Annotated in this window: 19 protein-coding genes; 8 read left to right on the top strand and 11 right to left on the bottom strand. The window is 73.2% G+C overall.

The genetic code is table 11. The annotated features are described in order from the left end of the window. Position 1 precedes the first annotated feature (1 nt). Positions 2-1,297 carry an aspartate aminotransferase family protein gene (locus AB0C17_RS06570; RefSeq protein ID WP_357388054.1) on the bottom strand — a complete coding sequence of 432 codons (1,296 nt, stop codon included), beginning with the start codon at positions 1,295-1,297 and terminating at the stop codon, positions 2-4. A 152-nt stretch (positions 1,298-1,449) separates the two neighbouring features. Between AB0C17_RS06570 and AB0C17_RS06565 the strand changes: the two genes are divergently transcribed. Continuing rightward, a complete protein-coding gene (locus tag AB0C17_RS06565) occupies positions 1,450-2,403 on the top strand; it encodes a hypothetical protein (RefSeq protein WP_357388135.1) in 954 nt (317 codons plus the stop codon). Between the two features lie 57 nt (positions 2,404-2,460). Here the strand turns inward: AB0C17_RS06565 and AB0C17_RS06560 are convergent, their stop codons facing one another. Beyond that, positions 2,461-3,147 carry a Tat pathway signal sequence domain protein gene (locus tag AB0C17_RS06560; RefSeq protein WP_357388052.1) on the bottom strand — a complete coding sequence of 229 codons (687 nt, stop codon included), beginning with the start codon at positions 3,145-3,147 and terminating at the stop codon, positions 2,461-2,463. A gap of 345 nt (positions 3,148-3,492) precedes the next feature. Here AB0C17_RS06560 and AB0C17_RS06555 point away from each other — a divergent pair, with 345 nt between their 5' ends. From AB0C17_RS06555 to AB0C17_RS06545, 3 genes are all read left to right on the top strand, one after another. After that, a complete protein-coding gene (locus AB0C17_RS06555; RefSeq protein WP_357388050.1) occupies positions 3,493-4,242 on the top strand; it encodes a TetR/AcrR family transcriptional regulator in 750 nt (249 codons plus the stop codon). Between the two features lie 182 nt (positions 4,243-4,424). Beyond that, positions 4,425-5,054 carry a DUF6230 family protein gene (locus AB0C17_RS06550; RefSeq protein WP_357388048.1) on the top strand — a complete coding sequence of 210 codons (630 nt, stop codon included), beginning with the start codon at positions 4,425-4,427 and terminating at the stop codon, positions 5,052-5,054. Position 5,055: 1 nt separating this feature from the next. Further along, entirely contained in the window at positions 5,056-5,607 is a 552-nt protein-coding gene (locus tag AB0C17_RS06545) for a DUF6114 domain-containing protein (RefSeq protein WP_357477029.1), read from the top strand. 1 nt (position 5,608) lies between these two features. Here the strand turns inward: AB0C17_RS06545 and murD are convergent, their stop codons facing one another. Further along, entirely contained in the window at positions 5,609-6,955 is a 1,347-nt protein-coding gene (gene murD / locus AB0C17_RS06540) for a UDP-N-acetylmuramoyl-L-alanine--D-glutamate ligase (RefSeq protein ID WP_357477026.1), read from the bottom strand. A gap of 87 nt (positions 6,956-7,042) precedes the next feature. Here murD and AB0C17_RS06535 point away from each other — a divergent pair, with 87 nt between their 5' ends. Beyond that, complete coding sequence (locus AB0C17_RS06535) at positions 7,043-8,392, top strand: hypothetical protein (protein WP_357477023.1); 1,350 nt, start codon at positions 7,043-7,045, stop codon at positions 8,390-8,392. A gap of 138 nt (positions 8,393-8,530) precedes the next feature. On the opposite strand, the gene AB0C17_RS06530 is transcribed toward AB0C17_RS06535, so the two are convergent. From AB0C17_RS06530 to AB0C17_RS06520, 3 genes are all read right to left on the bottom strand, one after another. Further along, a complete protein-coding gene (locus tag AB0C17_RS06530) occupies positions 8,531-10,327 on the bottom strand; it encodes a PucR family transcriptional regulator (RefSeq protein ID WP_357477020.1) in 1,797 nt (598 codons plus the stop codon). 101 nt (positions 10,328-10,428) lie between these two features. Beyond that, positions 10,429-11,880 carry an argininosuccinate synthase gene (argG, locus tag AB0C17_RS06525; RefSeq protein WP_357477017.1) on the bottom strand — a complete coding sequence of 484 codons (1,452 nt, stop codon included), beginning with the start codon at positions 11,878-11,880 and terminating at the stop codon, positions 10,429-10,431. Positions 11,881-11,925: 45 nt separating this feature from the next. Then, positions 11,926-12,738: an RNA methyltransferase gene (locus tag AB0C17_RS06520; RefSeq protein WP_357477281.1), complete on the bottom strand. Its 813-nt coding sequence runs from the start codon at positions 12,736-12,738 to the stop codon at positions 11,926-11,928. Positions 12,739-12,840: 102 nt separating this feature from the next. Between AB0C17_RS06520 and AB0C17_RS06515 the strand changes: the two genes are divergently transcribed. Then, the gene (locus AB0C17_RS06515) at positions 12,841-14,673 is read left to right on the top strand and encodes a thiamine pyrophosphate-requiring protein (protein ID WP_357477014.1); all 1,833 of its coding nucleotides are present in this window, start codon (positions 12,841-12,843) and stop codon (positions 14,671-14,673) included. Positions 14,674-14,677: 4 nt separating this feature from the next. On the opposite strand, the gene AB0C17_RS06510 is transcribed toward AB0C17_RS06515, so the two are convergent. Continuing rightward, a complete protein-coding gene (locus AB0C17_RS06510) occupies positions 14,678-15,238 on the bottom strand; it encodes a dihydrofolate reductase family protein (protein ID WP_357477011.1) in 561 nt (186 codons plus the stop codon). Between the two features lie 112 nt (positions 15,239-15,350). Between AB0C17_RS06510 and AB0C17_RS06505 the strand changes: the two genes are divergently transcribed. Continuing rightward, a complete protein-coding gene (locus tag AB0C17_RS06505) occupies positions 15,351-15,929 on the top strand; it encodes a thymidylate kinase (RefSeq protein ID WP_357477009.1) in 579 nt (192 codons plus the stop codon). 91 nt (positions 15,930-16,020) lie between these two features. Here AB0C17_RS06505 and AB0C17_RS06500 read toward each other — a convergent pair whose 3' ends face one another. The 4 genes from AB0C17_RS06500 to AB0C17_RS06485 form a co-directional block, all read right to left on the bottom strand. Then, on the bottom strand, positions 16,021-18,225 hold the full coding sequence (locus AB0C17_RS06500) for a transglycosylase domain-containing protein (protein ID WP_357477007.1): 2,205 nt from the start codon (positions 18,223-18,225) through the stop codon (positions 16,021-16,023). 91 nt (positions 18,226-18,316) lie between these two features. Further along, the gene (locus AB0C17_RS06495) at positions 18,317-19,120 is read right to left on the bottom strand and encodes a hypothetical protein (protein ID WP_357388030.1); all 804 of its coding nucleotides are present in this window, start codon (positions 19,118-19,120) and stop codon (positions 18,317-18,319) included. A 126-nt stretch (positions 19,121-19,246) separates the two neighbouring features. Next, positions 19,247-20,353 carry an SPFH domain-containing protein gene (locus AB0C17_RS06490; protein ID WP_357477004.1) on the bottom strand — a complete coding sequence of 369 codons (1,107 nt, stop codon included), beginning with the start codon at positions 20,351-20,353 and terminating at the stop codon, positions 19,247-19,249. A 5-nt stretch (positions 20,354-20,358) separates the two neighbouring features. After that, complete coding sequence (locus AB0C17_RS06485; protein ID WP_357388026.1) at positions 20,359-20,832, bottom strand: NfeD family protein; 474 nt, start codon at positions 20,830-20,832, stop codon at positions 20,359-20,361. A gap of 98 nt (positions 20,833-20,930) precedes the next feature. On the opposite strand from AB0C17_RS06485, the gene AB0C17_RS06480 reads away from it, so the two are divergent. Then, positions 20,931-22,241: a serine hydrolase domain-containing protein gene (locus AB0C17_RS06480; RefSeq protein WP_357477001.1), complete on the top strand. Its 1,311-nt coding sequence runs from the start codon at positions 20,931-20,933 to the stop codon at positions 22,239-22,241. Positions 22,242-22,331 lie beyond the last annotated feature (90 nt).

Genomic DNA, 22,331 nt, shown 5'->3' with positions numbered 1-22,331 from the left:
CTCACGCCCCGATCGCGGCGCTGATCGCGTCGACCAGGATCGCCAGGCCCTCCCGGGCCTCGTCCTCGGTGAGCGTCAGCGGCGGGCCCATCCGGATCACGTTGCCGTAGAGGCCGCCCTTGCCCACCAGCAGGCCGCCCGCGCGGCACGCCTCGAAGACGCTTGTGGTCAGCGCCGGGTCCGGCTCGACGGTGCCCGGGTGGACGAACTCGACGGCGAGCATCAGCCCCTTGCCGCGTACCTCGGCGACCTGGGCCAGTCCGGCGGTGGCCGCGCGCAGGCCGTCGCCGAGGATCGCGCCGACGCGGGCGGCGTTGCCTTGGAGATCGTGGTCGAGCAGGTAGTCCAGCACCGCGTTGCCGGCGGCGGTGGAGACGGGGTTGCCGCCGAAGGTGGAGAAGCTGATCGCCGGCACCGACTCCAGCACCTCGGCGCGACCGACCACACCGGCCAGCGCGAAGCCGTTGCCGACGCCCTTGGCGAAGGTGAGCAGGTCCGGCGTCACGCCGTGTGCCTGGTAGCCCCAGAAGTGCTCGCCGGTACGGCCCCACCCGGTCTGCACCTCGTCGCTGATCAGCAGGATGCCGTGCTCGTCGAGCACCTTCTTCCAGGCGGCGAACAGCCCGTCCGGGCCGTGCACGAAGCCGCCCACGCCCTGGACCGGCTCGGCGATCAGGCAGGCCACGTCGCCAGTGGTCTGGGTGGCGAGCACCTCGCGCAGGTCCTCGACCGCCGCGTCGACCCGGTCGGCGGCGTCGAGCCGGGCCAGCAGCCCGCGCAGCCGTTCACCGGAGTGCAGCCAGGCCACCTGCAACGGGTTCAGGGCGCTGGCCGACCAGCCGCGGTTGCCGGTGACGCCCATTGTCGCGTACGTCCGGCCGTGGTAGCTGTTGCGCACCGCGAGGATCTGGTGCGAGCGCCGGTGGTTCGTGGCCACGAGCAGCGCCGCCTCGTTCGCCTCGGTGCCCGAGTTGGTGAAGAAGACGCGGGCGTCCGGGATGCCGGAGAGCCGGGCGATCTTCTCGGCCAGCTCGACCTGCTGCCGGATCAGGTAGAGCGTGGAGGTGTGCACGAGCCCGGTCCGCAGCTGCCGTTCGACCGCCTCCCGGATCTCCGGGATGTCGTGACCGACCATGGTGGTCAGCACCCCGCCGAAGAAGTCCAGATAGGTCCGGCCGGCCGCGTCGGTGACCCGGCGGCCGGAACCGGCCACCAGTTCCAGCGGTTCGGCGTAGTAGAGCGGCATCCAGGACGGGAGCACGGCGCGGTGCCGGGCCAGCAGGTCGTCGGAGGTCATCGGCGCACCCTTCAGCGGAGGTGGATCCCCGCACGTTCCCACCACCACCGGGGCCGGGACAACAGGCGACGGACGGGAGGCCCGTCCGATCCGCGTCCCGGCCGGTGCGGGAGCGGTCCGGCGGTAGCATCCGCCGGGTGCGTACGGATCAGGTGACACTGCCGGGCGGCGCGACGCGCGCGCATCTGCTGGCCGAGGTCCGGTCCTGGGTGGAGTCGGCGCCGGTGCGGCGTCTGGTGTCGCACTTCGGCGGCGACTGGCCCGGCGGTGATCTGGCGGCGGTGCTGGCCGGGTTGGACGCGTTCTCCGCCCGCCGCTGGGACTTCCGCCAGGGCCGGGAACGCCCGGACGCCCGGGAGCCGGCGTTCGATCCGGCCACCGCCGCACTGGTGCTGAGCGCCGCCGAATCGCTGGGCCTGGTCCGCTCGGTCGCGCCGGCCCGATCCGGGTACGCGCACCTGTTGGTGCTCGGCGGGCTGGCGCACGCCTGCCTGCGGCGCACCGCGTACGCGGCGGTGCTGGCCCGGACGGTGGCCGAGGTGTCCGGCGAGGTGGCGGTGCTGGGCAGTTTCCGGCCGCTGTCGGCGGCCGAGTCCCACACGCTGGACGCCGCCGGGCTGTCCGGCTGTGCCACCGAGGTGGACGTCCTCGACGCCGGTGTGCGGCTGGCGTTCGGCGTGACCGGGCCGGACGACGAGCGTGGCGAGCCGGGCGGTCATCCGCACCGGGCCTGGTCCTCGCGCACCTACCGGCCGGCCGGGTCGCCCCCGGTACGGGTGCTCGCCGCGCCGTCCAGCGAGCCGGACCGCCGTCGCGCGCACACCGCCGACACGCAACGGTTCTGGGCCGAGCACGTGCGGCTGCGCGCGGACGACCCGGTGCTGATGGTGACCGCCCCGATCTACGTGCCGTTCCAGCACTGCGACGCGCTGCGGACGCTCGCCGTGCCGTACGGCTGCGGCGTCGAGACCGTCGGGGTGGATCCGGCCGCACGCGCCGTCGTCGACCTGCCGGAGCCGGCCCTGACGCCGGGCCGCTACCTCCAGGAGATCCGGTCGGCGCTGCGGTCGATGCGAGCGCTGCACGCGACGCTGGCCACCGGCTGACCGGCTCATGGGCCGGTGCCCGGCGAATCCGCCGCGCACCGGCCCGGGAGCCGGGTGTCAGTTGACGTAGACCGCCGGGCTGCCGGTCTTGCTGGTGTCCTTCACCGGCGAGTACGACGCGGTGAAGTACGCGGTGCCGAAGCACAGCGACGGGCCGGAGAACTTGGTCAGGGGCTGGTTGGTGAAGCTGATCGAGTTGGTGGCGTTCGACGCCGTGCCGGTGAGCGAGTTCGTGCTGGTGCGGTAGACGCAGGTGATCGCGCCGAGCAGCGAGTTGAGCACGACGGTGCTCTGGATCGGCGCCGCCGCCGTCCCGGAGATCTTGACCACGCCGGCGCTGGTCACCGAGGTGGTGTACGGCAGGTTGTTGACGGTCACGCTCTTTACGCCGGTGGTGCCGATGACGTTTGTCGTGCAGCTGGTGAACGACTGTGCGGTGAGGCTCTCGGTCGCGGTGCCGGGTGCGGTCGGGTTGGTCAGCACCTTGGCGCTGAAGGTGGACGCGGCGCACTTGATGCCGGTGGTGCCGCTGGTCGAGGAGTAGAACGTGGCGTTCGTACCGCTGCGCAGGCTGGCCTGGATGACGTCGCCCACCGACACGGCGGTGCCGCCGACGGTCGGGTAGGTCAGCACGGCACTGGCGAGCGAGGTGGCGGGGGCGGCGGTGGCGGGAGCGGCGCCGACCAGACCGGTCAGCAGCGTCAGGGCCGCGAGGCCCGCGCCGATGCGTCCGTACCTGGGCATGGTTGTTCCTTCCGGCGGTGGGACAGGTGCCGGCGGCGTCCCGATTGGACGGAGCCGGTGGGATGCGGCGGCCGGGATCGGGCCGCCGATGGTGGTGGTGCGCCGTCGCGGCCTCAGCGGGCCGGGCGGCGTGGCGCAGTGCGGCGTCGCCGCGTCACCTGGGTCTCTCCGGCCTTGGGGGGACGGGTCCGCGCGGCGATAATGGCAGCCATCCGGCCCTCCTTCGACGCGTACGGGGTGACCGACGAGAAGTGATCACCAGCGGTGACGAGGCGTAAACTGAGCGTGTCGAAAGTTATAAACCTCGGAGGGTCGTAAAGTCAACGAATCAAGAAAGGTCGATGAGTGACAGTGCCGAGCCCGCCGCCGCCGGCGCCCGCGCCACTGCCGGGCGCCCGCCACGGCCGCGACCCGGATCGCGCCATCAAGCGCGGTCCGCGCCGCGTGCCGGCCGAGGAGGTGGCGGCGACCCAGCGCGACCGCCTCTTCGACGGGCTGGTCCGGGAGGTCGCCACCCGGGGGTACGACAACGCGCGGGTCAGCGACATCTGCCACGCCGCCGGGGTCACCCGGCCCGCCTTCTACGCGCTGTTCAACGGCAAGCAGGACGCGTTCCTGGCCGCGTACCGGCACGGGATCGCCGTGGTCTCGCACCTGATGGAGGACGCCTACCGCGACGCGGGACCGGACTGGCCGCAGGCCGCCCGGGCAGCGCTGCGCACGCTGCTCGACGTGCTGGCGAGTGTGCCCGCCTTCGCCCGGATGGCGCTCGTCGAGGTGGACGCGGCCGGCCCGGACGCCCGCCGGGAGCGCGACGCGCTGCTGCACAGCTTCCGCCGGTTCTTCGCCGACGCCGGGCCGGCACCCGCCGAGGTGGACCGGGAGGCACTGCTGTCCACAGTGGTCGGCGGCATACACGCCACCATCCGGGAGCGGGTGGCGCAGGGGCGGGCCGACGAGCTACCGCTGCTGCTGCCGGCGCTCACGTACGCGGCGACCGCGCCGTTCCTCGGCCCCGGAGAGGCGAGCCGCGTGGCCCGGGTGGCCCGGACGGACGACGGTCCGGCCGCCACCGCGCCCTGCGTTCAGCCCTGAGCGGTGGAAAACCGCAGCGGTTTTTCACTTTGGCCGCTTTTGGCAAATGCCGCCCAACCATCTGCTACAGACAGTTGACCGCATCTTTACTCAGCGGTAACTTCGGCCTGCGCCCTCGGCGCGCACATCTTGCGAATCCCACTCGCATCGTCGCGAATGAATTGATCTCGAAAGGGGCCGGCATGTCGGAGCAGATCGAGCAGATCGAGACCGATCAACCGCGGAGTGGCGTGCGCTGGCGCCGGTTCGCCGTCACGCTCGGCGCCGTGGCGGCCGGCGCGGCCGGCATGGTGGTGCTGACCGCGCAGGGTGTGCTCGGCGCGCAGTTCGCCATCTCGGGCATGCCGTTCACGGTCACCGCCGACAAGCTGGAGGGCACCGGCTTCGAGCAGTTCGCCACGCTCGACCAGATGATCCCGGACAGCCCCAACCAGGGCGACACCGGCGGGCAGGTACTCGTGATCGTCTCGGCCATCGACAAGGCCGAATTGACGAATCTCTGCCAGAGCATCAACCTGGGCGGGACGAATCTGCGGATCACCGCCGGCAATTCCGGAAAGCCGGTGACCGCCCGCACGCTCGTGGTCGACGGCGACGAGGTCGCCGGTAACGCCTCCTTCAAGAACATCGACGTGGGCCAGGACGCCAGCACCGTCGACAAGGTCCCCGGGGTCAAGGGCAACCCGGGTGTGTTCGCCCAGCAGGCCGACAGCGTGACCATCACCAACCTGCGGCAGAACAACTACGCCACCACGGCCGCCGTGTTCACCCTGCCCAACCTGCGCATGGGCTTCAGCTCCGAAGGGTGCTGAGGTGAGCGCGGGACAGCACTCGGCGCCCGCCGCCGGCGTACGCACACGCTGGCGGCGCTGGCGCCGGGCCCGGCCGTTCACCGCCGGGCTGCTCATCGCGCTCGGTGGCGCGGAGATGCTCGTGACACTGCGCGCGCCGCTCGGGGTGCTGCTGCACGTCGGGCCGCAGGGGCTGGCCGCGTACCTGGTCCCCCTCGTCCTGGTCATCTGCGGCGTACTGCTGATCACCACGCCGCAGCAACGCGTCTTCTACGCGGTGGTCTCCCTCGTGCTCGGGCTGGTCTCCTGGCTCACCTCGAACCTGGGCGGCTTCCTGATCGGCATGCTGCTGGCGCTCGTCGGCGGCGCGCTCGCGTTCGCCTGGACGCCGGTCAAGCGACGGGCGACACACGCCGGCCCGGCGACGGCGCCCGCCGCGACTGACACGGTGCCCATTGAGACGGCGCCCGCGCCGCGCGAGCCGGTGGACAGTGCGGCACCCACCGAGTCGCTCGACGCGCTCCTGTCGGCCGAGCCGGGGCCGCCGGGGAACGCCCGGGCCGACCGCGGCTGACTCAGCGGGCGGTGTCGGCGACCGCCTGCGCGAACACCTCGGAGCGGTGCTCGAAGTTGCGGAACCGGCCGTAGCTCGGCGCGGCCGGGGACAGCAGCACCACCCCGCCGGCCGGGGTGAGATCGCGGGACAGCCCGACGGCGGCGACGAGGTCGTCGGCCAGCTCGGTACGCACCGACGGCAAGCCGGACAGCGCCTCCACGATGCGGGGGCCGCTGTCCGGCACGCCGATCACGGTGATCTCCCGGCCGGCCAGGTGGGCACGCAGCGGGCTGTAGTCCAGCCCCCGGTCGGCGCCGCCGACGATCACGGTCAACGGCCGCCCCTCGTACGCGTCGATCGCGTGCATGGCCGCGTACGGGCTGGTGGCGAGCGTGTCGTCGACGAAGGTGAGCCCGGACGGGTCGGCGATCTCGGTGAGCCGGTGCGCCAGGCCCTGGAACTCGGCCACCGCCACGGCGAGGCTGTCCTTGCGCGCCACCACGTCGACGCCGAGCGCCTCCAGCACGGCGAGCGCGACGCAGAGGTTGCCCTCGTTGTGCCGCCCGACCAGCGGCAGCACCGCGCGCGGGAACAGCGGCGTGTCCCGCAGGTGGAACCACCGCGTGCCGTCCGGCCCGGTGGCGACGTGCGTGGTGTCCGGCGTGCCGGCCCGGATCGCGGCCCGGTCACCCAGCTCCGCCGTCAGGCGCGGGTCGGCGCCGTTGACGACCACGGCGTGCGGGCCGTGCGCGATCAGGTTCAGCTTGTCCCGGTAGTACTCCCGCTCGCCGCCGTGCGCGTCCAGGTGCTCGGGGAACAGCGCTGTCACCACCGCCACCCGCGGCGAGTCGGTCAGGTCGGAGCACTGGTAGCTGGACAGCTCCAGCACGTACAGCTCCGCCTCGGGCAGGTCCAGCAACGGCACCCCGATGTTGCCGCCGAACACGTTCGGCCGGTCCATCGCGGTGAGCAGGTGACTGATCAGGCTGGACGTGGTGCTCTTGCCCTTGCTGCCGGTCACCCCCACGGTCCGGTCCGCGTGGTCGGCCATCCACAGCGCGCTGCCCTGCGTGACGAGCACGGACCGGCGGCGCAGCTCCACCATCCACGGGTGGGTGTTCGGCACACCCGGCGAGCGGACCACCACGTCGGCGGCGGCCAGGCGCGCGAAGCCCTCCTCGCCGGTGACGAGCGGCGCCGCGGCGGCGAGCGGACCGTCCCAGGGCAGCGTGAGGAAGTTCGCGCTGTCGTCGACGACGACCAGGCCGGCCGGCCCGTGCGCGGCGATCGCGGTCACCGCGGCCCGGCCCTCGCGGCCGGCGCCCCAGACGGCGACATGACGTCCGCGCAGATCAGACAGGCGCACGGGCTCTCCTCGGACTCGGTCGACGCACGGCGGGCAGGGTCCGGCCCAGCCGGACACGGCCGGACGAACCAGGGCCTAGTATGGCGTGTGCCCAACGAGCAGCTGCGGCGGATGGACGCCTTCACGTTCCCGTCCTACTCGATCGACTTCGCCACCGGCGAGGTCCTGTTCGACTACGCCCTGACCGGTCCCGACGGCGAGCAGCGATTCACCGAGGTGATCACGCTTCCGCTGCCGGCCGAGCCGGTCACCGACGCCACGGCGGCCACCCTGGCCCGGGTGCTGGAGCTGCTGCACGTGGTGGCCGGCGTCAGCTACTACAAGGCCGCCGCGCCGCCCCGGCTGGTGCTGCCGGCACCGCTGGGCGCCGCCGCCGTCGAGCTGGTCACCGCCGTCTACACAAAGGGCCTCGCCGAGTACGCGTACCGCAACGAGCTGCCGCACGTGCTGGAACTGCGTCCCGAGGTGCCGTCCGGCGCCGTGGATCCGGCAGTGCCGGTGGACAACTCCGACCGCCGTCCGCTGTCCGCGGTGGGCGGCGGCAAGGACTCCATCGTCACGCTGGAGGCGCTGCGCCGTGCCGGCCTCGACCCGGTGCCGTTCTCGGTCAACCCGAACCACGTGATCGTGTCGGTGAACGAGGCGTCGGACCTGGTGCCGCTCGCCGCCCGGCGACGGCTGGACCCGGTGCTGTTCGAGCTGAACGCGGCCGGCGCGCGCAACGGGCACATCCCGGTCACCGCGATCAACTCGCTGATCGCGGTGGCCACCGCCGTCCTGCACGGGCTCGGCCCGGTGGTGATGTCGAACGAGCGTTCCGCGTCCGACCCGAACCTGATCTGGAACGGCCACGAGATCAACCACCAGTGGTCGAAGGGCGTCGAGGCGGAAGGGCTGCTGCGCGCCGCGCTGGCCGAGCACGCCGGGCTCACCGAGCCGTACTTCTCGTTGCTGCGCTCCCTGTCCGAGCTGCACATCGCCCGTCTCTTCGCCGAGATCGACAGGTACGACGCGGTGGTGACGAGCTGCAACGCCGCGTTCAAGCTGCGCGACGCGACCGAGCGCTGGTGCCGCGACTGCCCGAAGTGCCGGTTCGTGTTCCTGGCCATGGCGCCGTTCATGCCGCGCGAGCGGCTGACCGGCATTTTCGGCGGCGACCTGCTGGCCGACGAGTCCCAGGTCCCCGGCTACCGGGAGCTGCTCGGCATCGACGGGCACAAGCCGTTCGAGTGCGTGGGCGAGGTGGAGGAGTCGGTGGTCGCGCTGAGCCTGCTCGCCCAGCAGGACCAGTGGCGTGACGCCCCGGTGGTACGCGCCCTGGTGGCGGCGCTGCCCGACGCCGCCTGGCAGGCGGCCGCGACCTCCGACGTGTTCACCCCCGGCGGCGACAACTACGTCCCCGCCCTGTACGCCAAAACCCTCACCGCCCTGACCTGACCCCTCCCCCTCCCACCCACCCCGCTCCACCCAGCCGCGTCGATCATGAGGTTGGACCGGCGGTTTGTCCGGGATCGGCACCGTCAACTTCATGATCGACGCGGGCAGGCCCGGTGGGGACGAGGAGGGCGGGCGGGGTCAGGGGGTGCGGATGGCGTCCAGGGCCAGCAGGGCGACGTGCAGGGACAGGCACCTGTCGACCGAGTCGAGGTCGGCGTCGAGGATGCGGCCGATACGGGCCAGCCGCTCGTAGAACGCCGGCCGGGACAGGTGCGCGGCAGCCGCCGCAGCCGACTTGTTGCGCCCCTGCTCCAGGTACGCCCGCAGGGTGCCCAGCAACTGCTCCCGCGGATGCCGGGCGTCGTGGGCGAGCAGTGGCCCGAGTTCACGCTCGACGAACGTCTGCAACCGGGGCTCGTCACGCAGCAGGTGCAGCAGCCCGGCCAGCCCGACGTGCGGCAGCCGGTAGCAGGGCAGATCCCGGGGATCCCGCCGGGCCGCCTCGGCGACCTGCCGCGCCTCGATCAGCGACCGGCGTGCCTCGCGCAGGCTGCCCACGCCGGACCCGGCCGCCACCACGATCGCCGCCCGGGGCGGCGCGTCGACGGGCCGCCCGTTCCCGGACGCCACAGCCCTACCGCCGGGCCGGTCGGTAGCGTCGGCCGGTCGAGCCGAGCGGGCGGCGGGGACGGCGTCGAGGCGTACCCGGCGCAACGCCGTGGCGAACGCGGCGAGGGCCTTCTCCTCGGCGGCCGGGTCGGGCAGCGCCAGCAGCGCGCCGACCGCCTGGTCGTCGAGCGGGCTGGTCAGCGCGGTGAGCTTGGCGTCCCGGACGGCCTGGCTGACCGCCTCGGCGAGGTCGCGCAGGCGGGCCGGGCCGGCCTGCGGACCTTCGGCGTCGGTGTCGCGGCGCGTGCCGCGCCGGGCGGGGGTGGCCTCGTCGTCGGGGGCGCCCGGATCACCGGCGAGTTCGTCGGCGCGGTGCCGGACCACGACGCCGACCAGGTGCCGTCGGTCCAGAACGACGCCGAGCGCCTTGGCCCGCAGCGCCACCTCGTCCACCGGGCGGGTGTGGTCGATCAGGGCGGTCAGCAGCGTGCGGTGGATCTGTCGTTCCAGGCCCTCGGCGTCGCGCCGGATCAGCCGGCCCAGGGCCAGCGTGGAGGCGGCCCGCTCGATCAGGATGGTCAGCCGGGTCGGCGGGGGCGACTCGGTCGCCGGCCAGCGCAGCAGCAGCCGTCCCCAGTCCTGTCCCCGCGCGCCGACGGTGGTGACCAGCCAGCCACTGTCCGGGTCGTACGCGGTCCGCCCGGGCGGGCGGATCTGCCGCGAGTGCCGCTCCCAGCCGTCCAGCAGCAGTTCGGCATTCTCCCCCGCCGGGTCGTACGCGAGCACCTGCCGGGAGAGGTTCTCCAGCACCATCGGGCAGCCGGCCAGCTCGGCGGCCTGCCGCAGCACCTCGGCCGGCTCGGCACCCTCCACCGACAGCTCGGTGAACCGCTGGTGGATCTCCTCGGTGGCGCGCAGCTCGGTGAGCTGGGCGTCCACGATCAGCGCGTGCACCGCCTCGGTGATCCGGACGAACGGGGTGCCCCGGCGCAGCTCGATCAGGGGCAGGCCGCGGCGTTCGGCGGCGGCGGCCATCACCCGGGGCACTCCGGTGAGGTAGCGGCGGCCCAGCTCGACCACCAGCCCGGAGGCGCCGACGTCGGCCAGGGTGCCGATGAACTCGCGGAGACCGGCGTCGTCGGCCGGCAGCCCGATCCCGGTGGTCAGGACGAGTTCCCCGCCGCCGAGCAGGGTGGCGATGTCCGGCACCTCGGCGATGTGCACCCAGCGCACCGACCGGTCCAGTCCGGCGTTCCCGGCGACCAGGCGGGGCGCGCCGTGACGCACGGGCACCAGGTCCAGCACCTCACGCACGGTAGGGAACACGGGCGATACGCTACCCTGCGTCACCACCGTCGCCGAAAGCCACACCGCCCGCCGGCCCACCGGAGAGGCGGGACCGGCGGGCGGTCAGACACAAGCGGCGGTCAGTCGACGCCGAACTCCATCGCGGCGCGGTCGAGCGCCTCGTCCTCGGCGGTGGGCACGCCCCGGGACGCGATGGCCTCCGCGCCGCCCTGCGGCATGGCGCCGATCAGCCCGGTCGAGGCCGCCTGGGCGGCGCCGACGACCCGCTGCGGGGTGCCGCCGCCGACCATGCCGACGGAGGCGTACTGCTCCAGCTTGGCCCGCGAGTCGGCGATGTCGAGGTTGCGCATGGTGAGCTGGCCGATCCGGTCGGCCGGGCCGAACGCCGAGTCCTGGGTGCGCTCCATCGACAGCTTGTCCGGGTGGTAGCTGAACGCCGGGCCGGTGGTGTCCAGGATCGAGTAGTCCTCGCCCCGGCGCAGCCGCAGCGTGACCTCGCCGGTGACCGCCGTGCCGACCCAGCGCTGCAACGACTCGCGCAGCATCAGCGCCTGCGGGTCCAGCCAGCGGCCCTCGTACATGAGGCGGCCGAGGCGCCGGCCCTCGTTGTGGTAGTTCGCCAGCGTGTCCTCGTTGTGGATGGCGTTTACGAGCCGCTCGTACGCGGCGTGCAGCAGCGCCATGCCGGGCGCCTCGTAGATGCCCCGGCTCTTGGCCTCGATGATCCGGTTCTCGATCTGGTCGGACATGCCCAGGCCGTGCCGGCCGCCGATGGCGTTGGCCTCCAGCACCAGGTCGACGGCGCTGCCGAACTCCTTGCCGTTGATCGTCACCGGGCGGCCCTGGTCGAAGCCGATGGTGACGTCCTCGGCAGGGATCTCCACGGACGGGTCCCAGAACTTGACGCCCATGATCGGCTCGACCGTCTCGATGCCGGTGTCCAGGTGTTCGAGCGTCTTGGCCTCGTGCGTGGCGCCCCAGATGTTGGCGTCGGTGGAGTACGCCTTCTCGGTGCTGTCCCGGTAGGGCAGGCCGCGCTCCAGCAGCCACTCCGACATCTCGGTGCGCCCGCCCAGCTCGGTGACGAAGGCGGTGTCCAGCCACGGCTTGTAGATCCGCAGCTGCGGGTTGGCCAGCAGGCCGTACCGGTAGAACCGCTCGATGTCGTTGCCCTTGAACGTCGAGCCGTCGCCCCAGATCTGCACGTCGTCGGCGATCATCGCGCGCACCAGCAGCGTGCCGGTGACGGCGCGGCCCAGCGGCGTGGTGTTGAAGTAGGCCCGCCCGCCGGAGCGGATGTGGAAGGCGCCGCAGGTGAGCGCCGCCAGCCCTTCCTCGACCAGGGCGGCGCGGCAGTCGACCAGGCGGGCGACCTCGGCGCCGTAGCTGAGCGCGCGGCCGGGCACCGAGGCGATGTCGGGCTCGTCGTACTGGCCGATGTCGGCGGTGTAGGCGCAGGGGACGGCACCCTTGTCGCGCATCCACGCGACGGCTACCGAGGTGTCGAGGCCGCCGGAGAAGGCGATGCCGACACGTTCGCCGATGGGCAGGGAGGTGAGAACCTTGGACACAAGGAAGATTATGCACGGTCTCGCATGGTCATGCAAGCCCGTTGGTCAGAGCGCGTCCTCGCGTCCCAGCTCCCAGAACGCCACCGCCGCCGCGGCGGCCACGTTCAGCGAGTCCACGCCGCGCCGCATCGGGATCACCACCCGCACGTCACTGGCCGCCTGCGCCGCCGCGGTCAGGCCGGGCCCCTCCGCGCCCAGCAGCAGCGCCGCCCGCTCCCGCTGCGCCGGGGTCAGCCGCTGCATCGGTACGGCATCAGGCGCCGGTGTCATCGCGAGCACCGTGAAACCGGCCGCCCGGACCTGGTCCAGCCCTTCGGGCCAGCTGTCGAGCTTGGCGTACGGCACCGCGAACACCTCGCCCATGCTGACCCGTACGCTGCGCCGGTAGAGCGGGTCGGCGCAGGTGGGCGACAGCAGCACCGCGTCGACGCCGAGCGCGGCGGCGCCCCGGAAGATCGCGCCCAGGTTGGTGTGGTTGTTCACGTCCTCCAGGACCACCACCCGCCGGGCGGCGGCCAGCACGTCGTCGGCCGGGCGCAGCGGCTTGCGGTGGAACGACGCGAGCACGCCCCGGTGCACGTGGAAGCCGGTGGCGCGCTGGAGCACGTCCGGCGTGGCCGCGTACACCGGCGTGTCGCCGGTGTACAGGTCGGCGAGCTGGTCGACCCGCTTGGCGTCGACCAGGTACGACCGGGCCGGGTAACCGGCCCGCAGCGCCCGCCGCAGCACCAGCTCCCCCTCGGCGATGAACAGCCCGTGCGGCGGTTCCCAGCGGGTACGCAGCTCCACGTCGGTGAGCGCGCGGTAGTCGGCGATCCGGTCGTCGTCGGGGTCGGTGATCTCGTGGACGGGCACCAGGCGATTCTGCCCGGCCCACCCGGCCGCCCCGGCACGGGCCGGGTTTCCGCCGCCCCGGGCGGGGAAGCAAGCCGGGAGGTCGACGCGACGGAGGGGACCACGATGGGCGCGGATCACGACGGCAACCTCCCCCGCGACGCCACCGTCGCCGACTACCTGGTGGCCCGGCTCGCCCAGTGGGGCGTGCACCGCTACTACGGCTACCCGGGCGACGGGATCAACGGCATGACCTCGGCGCTGCAACGCGCCGAGGGACGGGCCCGGTTCATCCAGGTACGGCACGAGGAGACCGCCGGATTCGCGGCCGGCGCGCACGTCAAGTACGGCGGCGGTCCGCTCGGCTGCGTGGTGGTGACCAGCGGCCCGGGCGCGATCCACGCCCTCAACGGCCTCTACGACGCGAAACTCGACCACCAGCCGGTGGTGGCGCTGCTCGGGCACACCGCGCTGCCCGCCGAGGGCGGCGGCTACTACCAGGAGGTGGACCTGCTCGCGCTCTACAAGGACGTGGCGTCGGCCTTCCTGGCCCAGCTCGACGATCCGTCCCAGGCCCGGCACCTGGTCGACCGGGCCTGCCGCACGGCACTGGCCCGGCGTACCGTGACCGCCCTGGTCCTCCCCTCCGACGTGCAGGACCTGCCGGCGGTGCCCGACCCGCCGCACGCGCACGGCTACTACCACACCAGCGTGGTGCCGAGCAGCGAGCCGACGGTGCCGCCGGAGGCCGACGTGCGCCGCGCGGCCGAGGTGCTGCGCGGCGGCGAGCGCGTGGCGATGCTCGTCGGGCAGGGCGCGCTCGGCGCCGAGGACGAGGTACGCCGGATCGCCGACCGGCTCGGCGCCGGGGTCACCACAGCGCTGCTCGGCTTCACCGCCGTCGACCACCGGCAGCCCTGGGTGACCGGCGCGATCGGCCTGCTCGGCACCCGCCCGAGCTGGCAGCTCATGCGCGAGTGCGACAGGCTGCTGATCGTCGGCAGCCAGATGCCGTACTCGGAGTTCTACCCGCCGGAGGGTCAGGCGCGGGCGGTGCAGATCGACATCGACGGCACCCGGATGGGGCTGCGCTACCCGACCGAGGTGAACCTGACCGGCGACGCCGGGCCGACGCTGCGCGCGCTGCTCAAGGAGCTGGGCCCGGGGCCGGGCCCGACCGCCTGGCGGGCCACCCTCGCCGATGCCACCGGCAAGTGGCGGGCCGCGCAACGCGAGGTCGCCGCCCAGCCGGCCGACCCGGTCAACCCGCAGTCGCTGTTCACCACGCTCGACGACGCGCTACCGGACGACGCCATGCTGGCGGTGGACTGCGGCACCGTCACCGCCTGGTACGCCCGGCACGTACGGGTCCGCCCCGGCATGCTGGCCAGCCTCTCCGGCACGCTGCTCTCCATGGGCGGCGGGATGCCGTACGCGCTGGCGGCGAAGTTCGCCCACCCGGACCGCCCGGTGATCGCGCTGCTCGGCGACGGGGCGATGCAGATGAACGGCGTCAACGAGCTGATCACGGTGGCGAGGTACTGGCGGGAGTGGCCGGACCCCCGGTTCGTGGTGCTGGTGCTCAACAACCGCCAGCTGGCGTTCGTCAGCTGGGAGCAGCGCTCCGGCGAGGGCACGCCGATGTTCCCGGACAGCCAGGACCTGCCGGACGTGGCGTACCACAGGTGGGCCGAGGTGCTGGGTCTCGGCGGTGAGCTGGTCGACTCCCCCGCCCGGGTGGACGGCCTGTGGCAGCGGGTGCTCGACGCGGACCGCCCGGTGGTGGTCAACGCGGTGGTGGACCCGGCCGAGCTGATGCTGCCGCCGCACTTCACCGCCGAGCAGGCCCGCAAGACCGCCGCCGCGGTGCTGCGCGGGGACAGCGACCGGGCCGGCATCGTGCGGCGCGGTGTGCCGGCCGCGCTCGCCACGTACCGGCCCCGCCGCCGGGGCCGCTGAGCCGTCAGGCCCGCGCGTAGCGCAGCAGCACCGACCGTCCGTCGAAGGCGCGCGTCTCGACCAGCCGCAGGTGCTGCCGGGCCAGGCCGGGCAGCACCTGCCGCCCGCCGCCGAGCACCACCGGGTGCACGATCACCTCGTAGGTGTCGACGAGCCCCAGCGCGGCCAGCGCCGTCGCCGCGCCGGTGCCGCCGGTGACCAGCAGGTCGCCGGGGAACCGCTCGCGGACCTGCGCGAACTTCTTCGCCAGGTCGCCGCCGCCGACCACCACGGCGCCGTGGGAAGCCTCGGCGAGCGTGCGGGAGACCACGACCTTCGGGGTACGCCGCCAGACCGGCGCGAACGCCAGGTCGTGCGGGTGGTCGGAGATCGACTCGACCTGCGGCCAGTAGGAGGACATCATCTCCCACACCCGCCGCCCGTAGACGAAGGCGTCGGCCCGCTCGGCCAGCCCGATCGAGTACGCGGACAGCTCCTGTCCCATCTGCGGCCAGTCGAACTCGCCGTCCGGCCCCTCGATGAAGCCGTCGACCGACGTGTGCACCCCGTAGATGACCTTGCCCATGATGTGTTCCTCCGCGTTGCGGCGCGTCCCGGTCTGGCGCGCTCACCGGTGGGTCGGAGCCGCCGGCCCGGATCCGACACGTCGTTGCCCGGGTGCGTTAGCGTCCGGGGCTGTGGCCCGCCCTCTGCTGATCGCGTTGATCGGCGTCGACGGCTCCGGCAAGACCACCCAGGCCAGGGCGCTCGCGGCGCGGCTGGGCGAGCGGGGTGTCCGGGCGCGGTACTTCGAGAACGCCGGTGGGCGGCCGCTGTGGAACCGGCTGGCGCGGGCGCTCGGCCGGCCGGACGGGGTGGCGCTGTTCGGCCGTACCCTCTATGCGGTCCTGGAGGCGACGGTGCGCGCGGTGGCGATGACCCGCACCGTGGCGGTGGCCCGCCTGACCGGACGGGTGGCGGTGCTGGACCGGTGGACCTGGTGCCAGGACGTGATCATGGCGGCCCGGGGCGACCGGGGACGGCGCGTGGTGCGCGCGGTCTACGCGGTCTTCCCCCGCCCGGCGGTGGTGTGCTTCCTGTCCACCTCGCCGGCGGTGGCCCAGCGGCGGGTGGCAGCGCGCGGCATCGACACCGAGGAGCTGGCGCACCTGCGCGCGCTGGACGCCGCCTACCGGGCGTTGCCGGAGTTCGGCTCGTTCGTCACGCTCGACGGCGACGGCACCCCGGACGAGGTGGCCGCCGCCTCGACGCGGTAGTGGGCGCCGTCGTGGGCGCGGCGCGGGACGCGGGGCGCGGCGTTAAGAAGGTGCCCTTCCTCTACCGGAGGCGTTAAGAAGGGGCCCCTCCTTACCCGCGGCCGCGCAGCCAGCGCAGCACGTCGGCGGGCAGCTCGCTGTCCTGGCGCTGCTCGCGGCGGTTGTCCGGCTCGGTCCGCCGGGGCGGCTGCGGGCGCTGCGGGTCGCCGACCAGCGCCCGGCTCGGCGCGGTGAAGCCGGCCACCGGCTTGCCGGTGAGCGCCGTCCTGATGGTCCGGGCCACCGCGTCGATCACCTTCGCCTGCACGGCGGAGCCGACCAGGTCGTTGACGTCGTCCGGGTTGGCGGCGATGCCCGCCACCGCGATCTGCGGGGTGTAGCCGACGAACGTCTCCGTGGCGTTCCGCTCCGAGCTGCCGGTCTTGCCGGCCACCGGGCGGCCGACGATCCGGTCGACGGCGGTGGCGGTGCCGCCGTTGCACTGCCCGACCGAGGACTGCTGGCCGACCGGGCAGCGGGCCGCGTCGGTGGCGGCGCGGGCCACGTCCGGTTCGAGCACCCACTTGCAGGACGGCTGCGCCACGTCGACGGCGTCCCCGTCGGGCGCGGTCACCGAGACCACCGGCAGCGGCGTGCAGTACGTGCCCTCGGCGGCCACAGTGGCGTACGCGTTCGCCAGGTCCAGCGGGGTGGTGGCGGCGACGCCGAGGGTGAAGGCACCCCAGTTCGCGGCGTTGTCGCGGGCGAACGCGGCGTCGGAGTCGGCCCGGAAGGTGATGCCGAGGCGCTGGGCCATCTCCACCACCTTGTCCTCGCCGACCTGCTCGGCGAGCCAGACGAAGTACGTGTTGACGGAACGGCCGAAGCCGTCCCACATCATCCGGTAGCCGTCCATCCACTGCGGGTTGGCGTTGGCCGGGCACCACGTGCCGTCGCAGTTGCCCTCGTCGTCCGAGGCGTACCGGGTGGGCAGCCGGCTCGGGGCGTCGAAGCCGGTGGACAGCGGCTTGCCGGCCTCCAGCGCGGCCAGCATGGTGAACATCTTGAACGTCGAGCCGGCCTGGTAGCCGTCGACGCTGGCGCCGCCGGAGATCAGCGGGTTGACCGTGTTCGGGTGGTTGGCCTGCCCGTCCGGGTTGGCGTCGAGGCTGTAGTGCCGGTTCACCGCCATGGCGAGCACCCGGCCGGTGCCGGGCTCGACCGCGGCGATCGGCAGCGCGCGCTTGTTGCCGTACCCGTAGACCTTCGTGGCCTGCTCCTGCGCGGTCTGCTGGATCTCCGGGTCGAGCGTGGTGACGACCCGGTAGCCGCCCCGGCGCAGCGCCTGCTCCCGCTCCTCGGGGGTGCTGCCGAAGGCCGGCTGGGTGAGCCACCAGCGGCGCAGATAGTCGCAGAAGAAGCCCCAGTCGTCGTGGCCCTGGGCGGTGGCGGTGCAGCCGTTGGGCTGGGCCGTCGGGCGCAGCGTCAGCGCCTCGGTCTTCGCCGCGGCGGCCTGCTGCGCGGTGATCGCGCCGGTCTCGGCCATCGCGTCGAGCACGTAACCGCGCCGGGCCAGCGCCTGGTCCTTGTCGCCGTCGATCGGGCTGTACGCGTCCGGCGACTGCACCAGGCCGGCCAGCAGCGCCGCCTCGCCCAGCGTCAGGTCGGCCGGGGCCTTGCCGAAGTAGCGCTGGCTGGCGGCGGCGACGCCGTACGCGCCGGAGCCGAAGTACGCGATGTTGAGGTAGCGGTTGAGGATCTCGTCCTTGGAGAGCGACTGCTCCAGCGCGTTCGCGTACCGGATCTCCTGGAGCTTGCGCCCGACGGTCTGCTCGGTGGCGGCCTGCCGCTCCTCGGCGGTGCGGTTCGGGTCGGTCTTGAGCACGTTGCGGACGTACTGCATGGTCAGCGTGGAGCCGCCCTGCTCGGTGCCGCCGCCCCTGACGTTCGCCACCAGCGCGCGGGCGATGCCGCGCGGGTCCGCGCCGCCGTGGGAGTAGAACCGCCGGTCCTCGGCCGCGATGATCGCCTGCCGCATCACCGGGGCGATCTCGGCCAGCGGCACGTCGGTGCGGTTCACGTCGTAGAACGTGGTGATCAGCGTGGTGCCGTCGTTGGCGTAGAGGTAGGAGCGCTGCGGCTGCACCGGGGTGCGCAGCGCGTCCGGCAGGTCCGCGTACGCGCCCAGCGCCGCCCGGGCGGCGAACCCGCCGAGCAGGCCGCCGGGCAGCGCGGCGACCGCGAGGACGAGCCCGGCGAGCAGGCCGGCCAGCAGCACGGTGAACAGCCGCGACAGCGGCGACCTGGGAGACGGCATGGACGCAAGGATTGCCACTGAAGCCGCCTACCGGCCACCTCGCCAGGCAACTGTCAGTTACCTCACGGCGACCGTTCAGCTGGAGAACCGGTCATCCCGCCCCGAGTGGGCCCTTCGGTGACGCGGGCGGCACGGGTGCGGCGGCGACGCTCGCCGCGGCCGCGTCCCGGGCGATGGTCTCGGGCACCAGCCGGCCACTGCGGTAGCCGATGCCGATGCCCGCGACCAGCACGAAGATCGCACCGAACGTCTGGAGCGAGCCGATCAGCGCGCCGCCCAGGCCGAGCAGCGGGGCGGCGATCATCAGCATGGTCCCGTCGCCGTAGGAGAACATCCCGGACCGGGCGACCGACCAGCCGGTGAGGAACCAGCCGGCGCTGTAGAGGGTGGCGCCGAACAGCACGATGCCGCGCGCGGTCACCCCGAACACCGGCGTCTGCTCGGCCAGCCCGGCGAACGGCAGCATCAGCACCATCCCGCCGATGCTCGCGAGCAGCCCGGCCAGTGCGACGCGGCGGCAGCGGGTGGCGGCGAGCAGGCCGGTCAGCGCGAGCAGGGCGAGCAGCCCGAGCCACACCGCCGCGACCCAGCCGACCAGGTAGAGCGGCCGACCGTCGGCCGGATACGGGTCGTTGCCCACGCCGCCGTCGCTGGCCATCGCCACCAGGCCGTAGAGGACCGCGTACGCCGGGAGCAGCCAGACCGCCGCGCGGGCGAACCGGCGGATCGACCAGGCCCAGGTCGCGTCGGTGGCCGGCGCCCCCGGGCCCGGCTCGGAGACGAACGGCAGGACCCCGAACCCCCCTCCGGTACGCCGGGAGCCGATCGGTCCGGCGGGGTCGTGCGCGCCGGGGACGGGGGTACGGGAGAACAACCGGTTAGCCGGGTCCTTCATGCCTCACCTCGTTCGCGCCACGGGCGGCCCGGGACGCGCGACGGCGCTCCGGCCCTGCCACCACCAGTCCTCAGACCGATGGTGGCAGCCGCCGGAGCGCCGTATGAGGGATTCTCGGGTTTCCGGTCAGCCCCGCTCGCGCCGGTCCGCCGGGTCGTTCACCAGGCTGGCCGGCGACACCGGCTCCGGCGCGGGCAGGCCCTGCGGGGTGTTACCGCCGGTGGCCTGCGCCTCCGCCACGCGTACCTCGTCGTGGATCTCCTGGGCCGCGATGGCCGCGGCCTGGGCGGCCTCGGCGGCCTCCCGCTCGACCTCGCCGGCGCTCTTGGCGGCCTCCGGCGACGGCTGGTCGCCGACCATGTTCGCGAGCCCGCCCAGCGCGCCGCCCATGCCCTCCAGAGCCCTGGTCAGCTCGGTCGGGACGATCCAGACCTTGTTTGCCGTGCCGTTGGCGATCTGCGGCAGCGCCTGGAGGTATTGGTAGGCCAGCACCTTCTGGCTCGGGTTGGCGGTGTGGATCGCGTCGAAGACGGTACGGATCGCCTTGGCCTGGCCCTCCGCCTGGAGGATCCGGGCCTGCCGGTCACCGTCGGCGCGCAGCACCGCGGCCTGCTTCTCACCCTCGGCGGTGAGGATCTGCGACTGCTTGTGGCCCTCGGCGTTGAGGATCGCGGCACGGCGGTCCCGCTCGGCGCGCATCTGCTTCTCCATCGAGTCGCGGATGCTCGGCGGCGGCTCGATCGCCTTGATCTCGACCCGGGTCACCTTGATGCCCCAGCGGCCGGTGGTCTCGTCCAGCACGCCGGAGAGGTGCCTGTTGATCTCCTCGCGGCTGGTCAGCGCGCGCTCCAGGTCGAGCGAGCCGATCACGTTACGCAGCGTGGTGACGGTGAGCTGCTCGATGGCCTGGAGGAAGTTGGAGATCTCGTAGGTGGCGCGGACCGAGTCGACCACCTTGAAGTAGAGGACAGTGTCGATCGAGACGACCAGGTTGTCGGAGGTGATCACCGGCTGGGGCGGGAAGCTGACCACCTGCTCGCGCATGTCGACCTTGGTGCGCACCGCGTCGACGAACGGCACCAGCAGGTTGAGGCCCGGGTTCAGCGTGCGCTTGTACTTACCGAGCCGCTCCACCACGTCCTGACGCTGCTGCGGCACGATCCGCACCGCCTTGAACAGCGTCACCACGCCGATCAACGCCACCGCGATCATCAGGATCGCCAGAAACTCCATACCGTTCACCTTTTCGCTTCGGGCAGCTCGCCCGGGGTGGAAATGTCGTCCTGCCACACCAGGGCAGTAGCGCCCCGGACCTTGATCACCTGCACCCGCTCACCCTCGGCGTACGCGCGCGTCGCGTCGTACGAGCGGGCCGTCCACAGCTCACCATCGATCTTGACCATGCCCCGCTCGGCGTCGACCGCCTCCAGGACCACAGCGGTGGCCCCTTCCAGCGCCTCGACCCCGAACGGCTGCTCCCCGGTCTCCAGTGCCGGCCGGGCGTGCCGCCGGACCACCGGACGGGCCACCACCACCGACAGCGCCGACACCACCGCGAAGATCGCCACCTGGAGCGCCACCGGCGCACCGAGCGCCGCGGCGCCGGCGGCGGCGAACGCCCCGACCCCGAACATGATCAGGAAGAGCGTCGTCGTGAAGATCTCGGCGACCGCTAATACCACACCTAGAACGATCCAGAACACGGCGTCCACGAGAACAATCCTGACACGTCAACGCACGTGTCATCGAACTGTCATGATCGCTAGGCTCGGCGCGGCGTACCGCGTCACCCGCCGACGAGGAGGACGACATGCCCCTGCTGCCCGAGACCGCGCGTCAAGTGGACCTGCTGGTCGCCCGGGCCCAGGCCGAGGGGCGGGCGCCCTCGCTCGCCCTCGGCGTGGTCCGCGACGGTCACCTGGCGCACCTGGCGGTGGCCGGTGCGACACCCCCGCCCGACGGCGACCTGCAGTACCGGGTCGGCTCGATCACCAAGACCATGACCGCGGTGCTGGTGATGCAGCAGCGCGACGCCGGCCGGCTGGCGCTCGACGACCCGCTGGACGCCCACCTGCCCGGCACCCCGGTCGGCGCGGTCACCGTGCGCCAGCTGCTCAGCCACGCCGGCGGGCTGCAACGCGAGCCGGACGGCCAGTGGTGGGAGCGGGCCGAGGGCATGGACCTGGACACGCTGCTGGCCGGGCTGACGCCGGGCAAGATCGCCTATCCGCCGCACTTCGTCTACCACTACTCGAACCTGGCGTACGGGCTGCTGGGCGGCCTGCTGGAACGGATCACCGGCACGCCGTGGGCCGACCTGCTCACCGAGCGGCTGCTGGCGCCGCTGGGCCTGCGCCGCACCACGTACCACCCGGCCGAGCCGTACGCCCACGGCTACGTCGTCCACCCCTGGCACGAGACGCTGCGGGAGGAGCCGCGTACCGACACCGGGGCGATGGCGCCGGCCGGGCAACTCTGGTCGACTGTCGAGGACCTGGGCCGCTGGGCGACGTTCCTGGCCGACCCGGACCCGGCGGTGCTCTCCCCCGCCACCCTCACCGAGATGTGCGCCCCGCTGGTGATCAACGACCTCGACTCGTGGACCGGGGGGCACGGCCTCGGCATCGAGCTCTACCGGGTCGGCGACCGCGTGTACGCCGGGCACGGCGGTTCCATGCCCGGCTACGTCGCCGGCCTGGCCGTGCACCGGCCCACCCGGACCGCCGTGGTCAACTTCGCCAACGCGTACGGGATGCGCGGCCACCACATCGGCGCGCTCGGCCGCGAGGCGCTCACGCTGGTGCTGGACGCCGAACCGGCCGCGCCCGCCCCCTGGCACCCGGCCGACCCGCCCGCCGCCGACGTCGCCGCGCTCACCGGCCGCTGGTGGTGGATGGGCGGCGAGTACGAGTTCCGCGTCGACGCCGCCGGGGACCTGGTCGGCGGTCAGGTGGGCAGGCCGCTGCTCCGGTTCACTCCCGAGGGACCGGACCGGTGGCGGGGCCGCTCCGGCTCCCAGGACGGCGAGATCCTGACGGTGATCCGCGACCGTTCCGGCACCCCGGTAGCCCTGGACATAGCCACCTTCCTCCTGACCCGCACCCCCGACGACCTCCCCTGACAGCCCTCGCCCCCACCCCCGCCCCGCCGATCTTGCACTTGTGGCCCCCCTTTCGCCCCGCTATGCCCCGATCCACTGGGACCACAACTC

It is taken from the genome of Micromonospora sp. NPDC048887 (assembly GCF_040649715.1).
Lineage (GTDB): Bacteria > Actinomycetota > Actinomycetes > Mycobacteriales > Micromonosporaceae > Micromonospora.
Note: the sequence above shows the minus strand (reverse complement) of the source record. Positions and strands in the feature narration are given on the sequence as shown.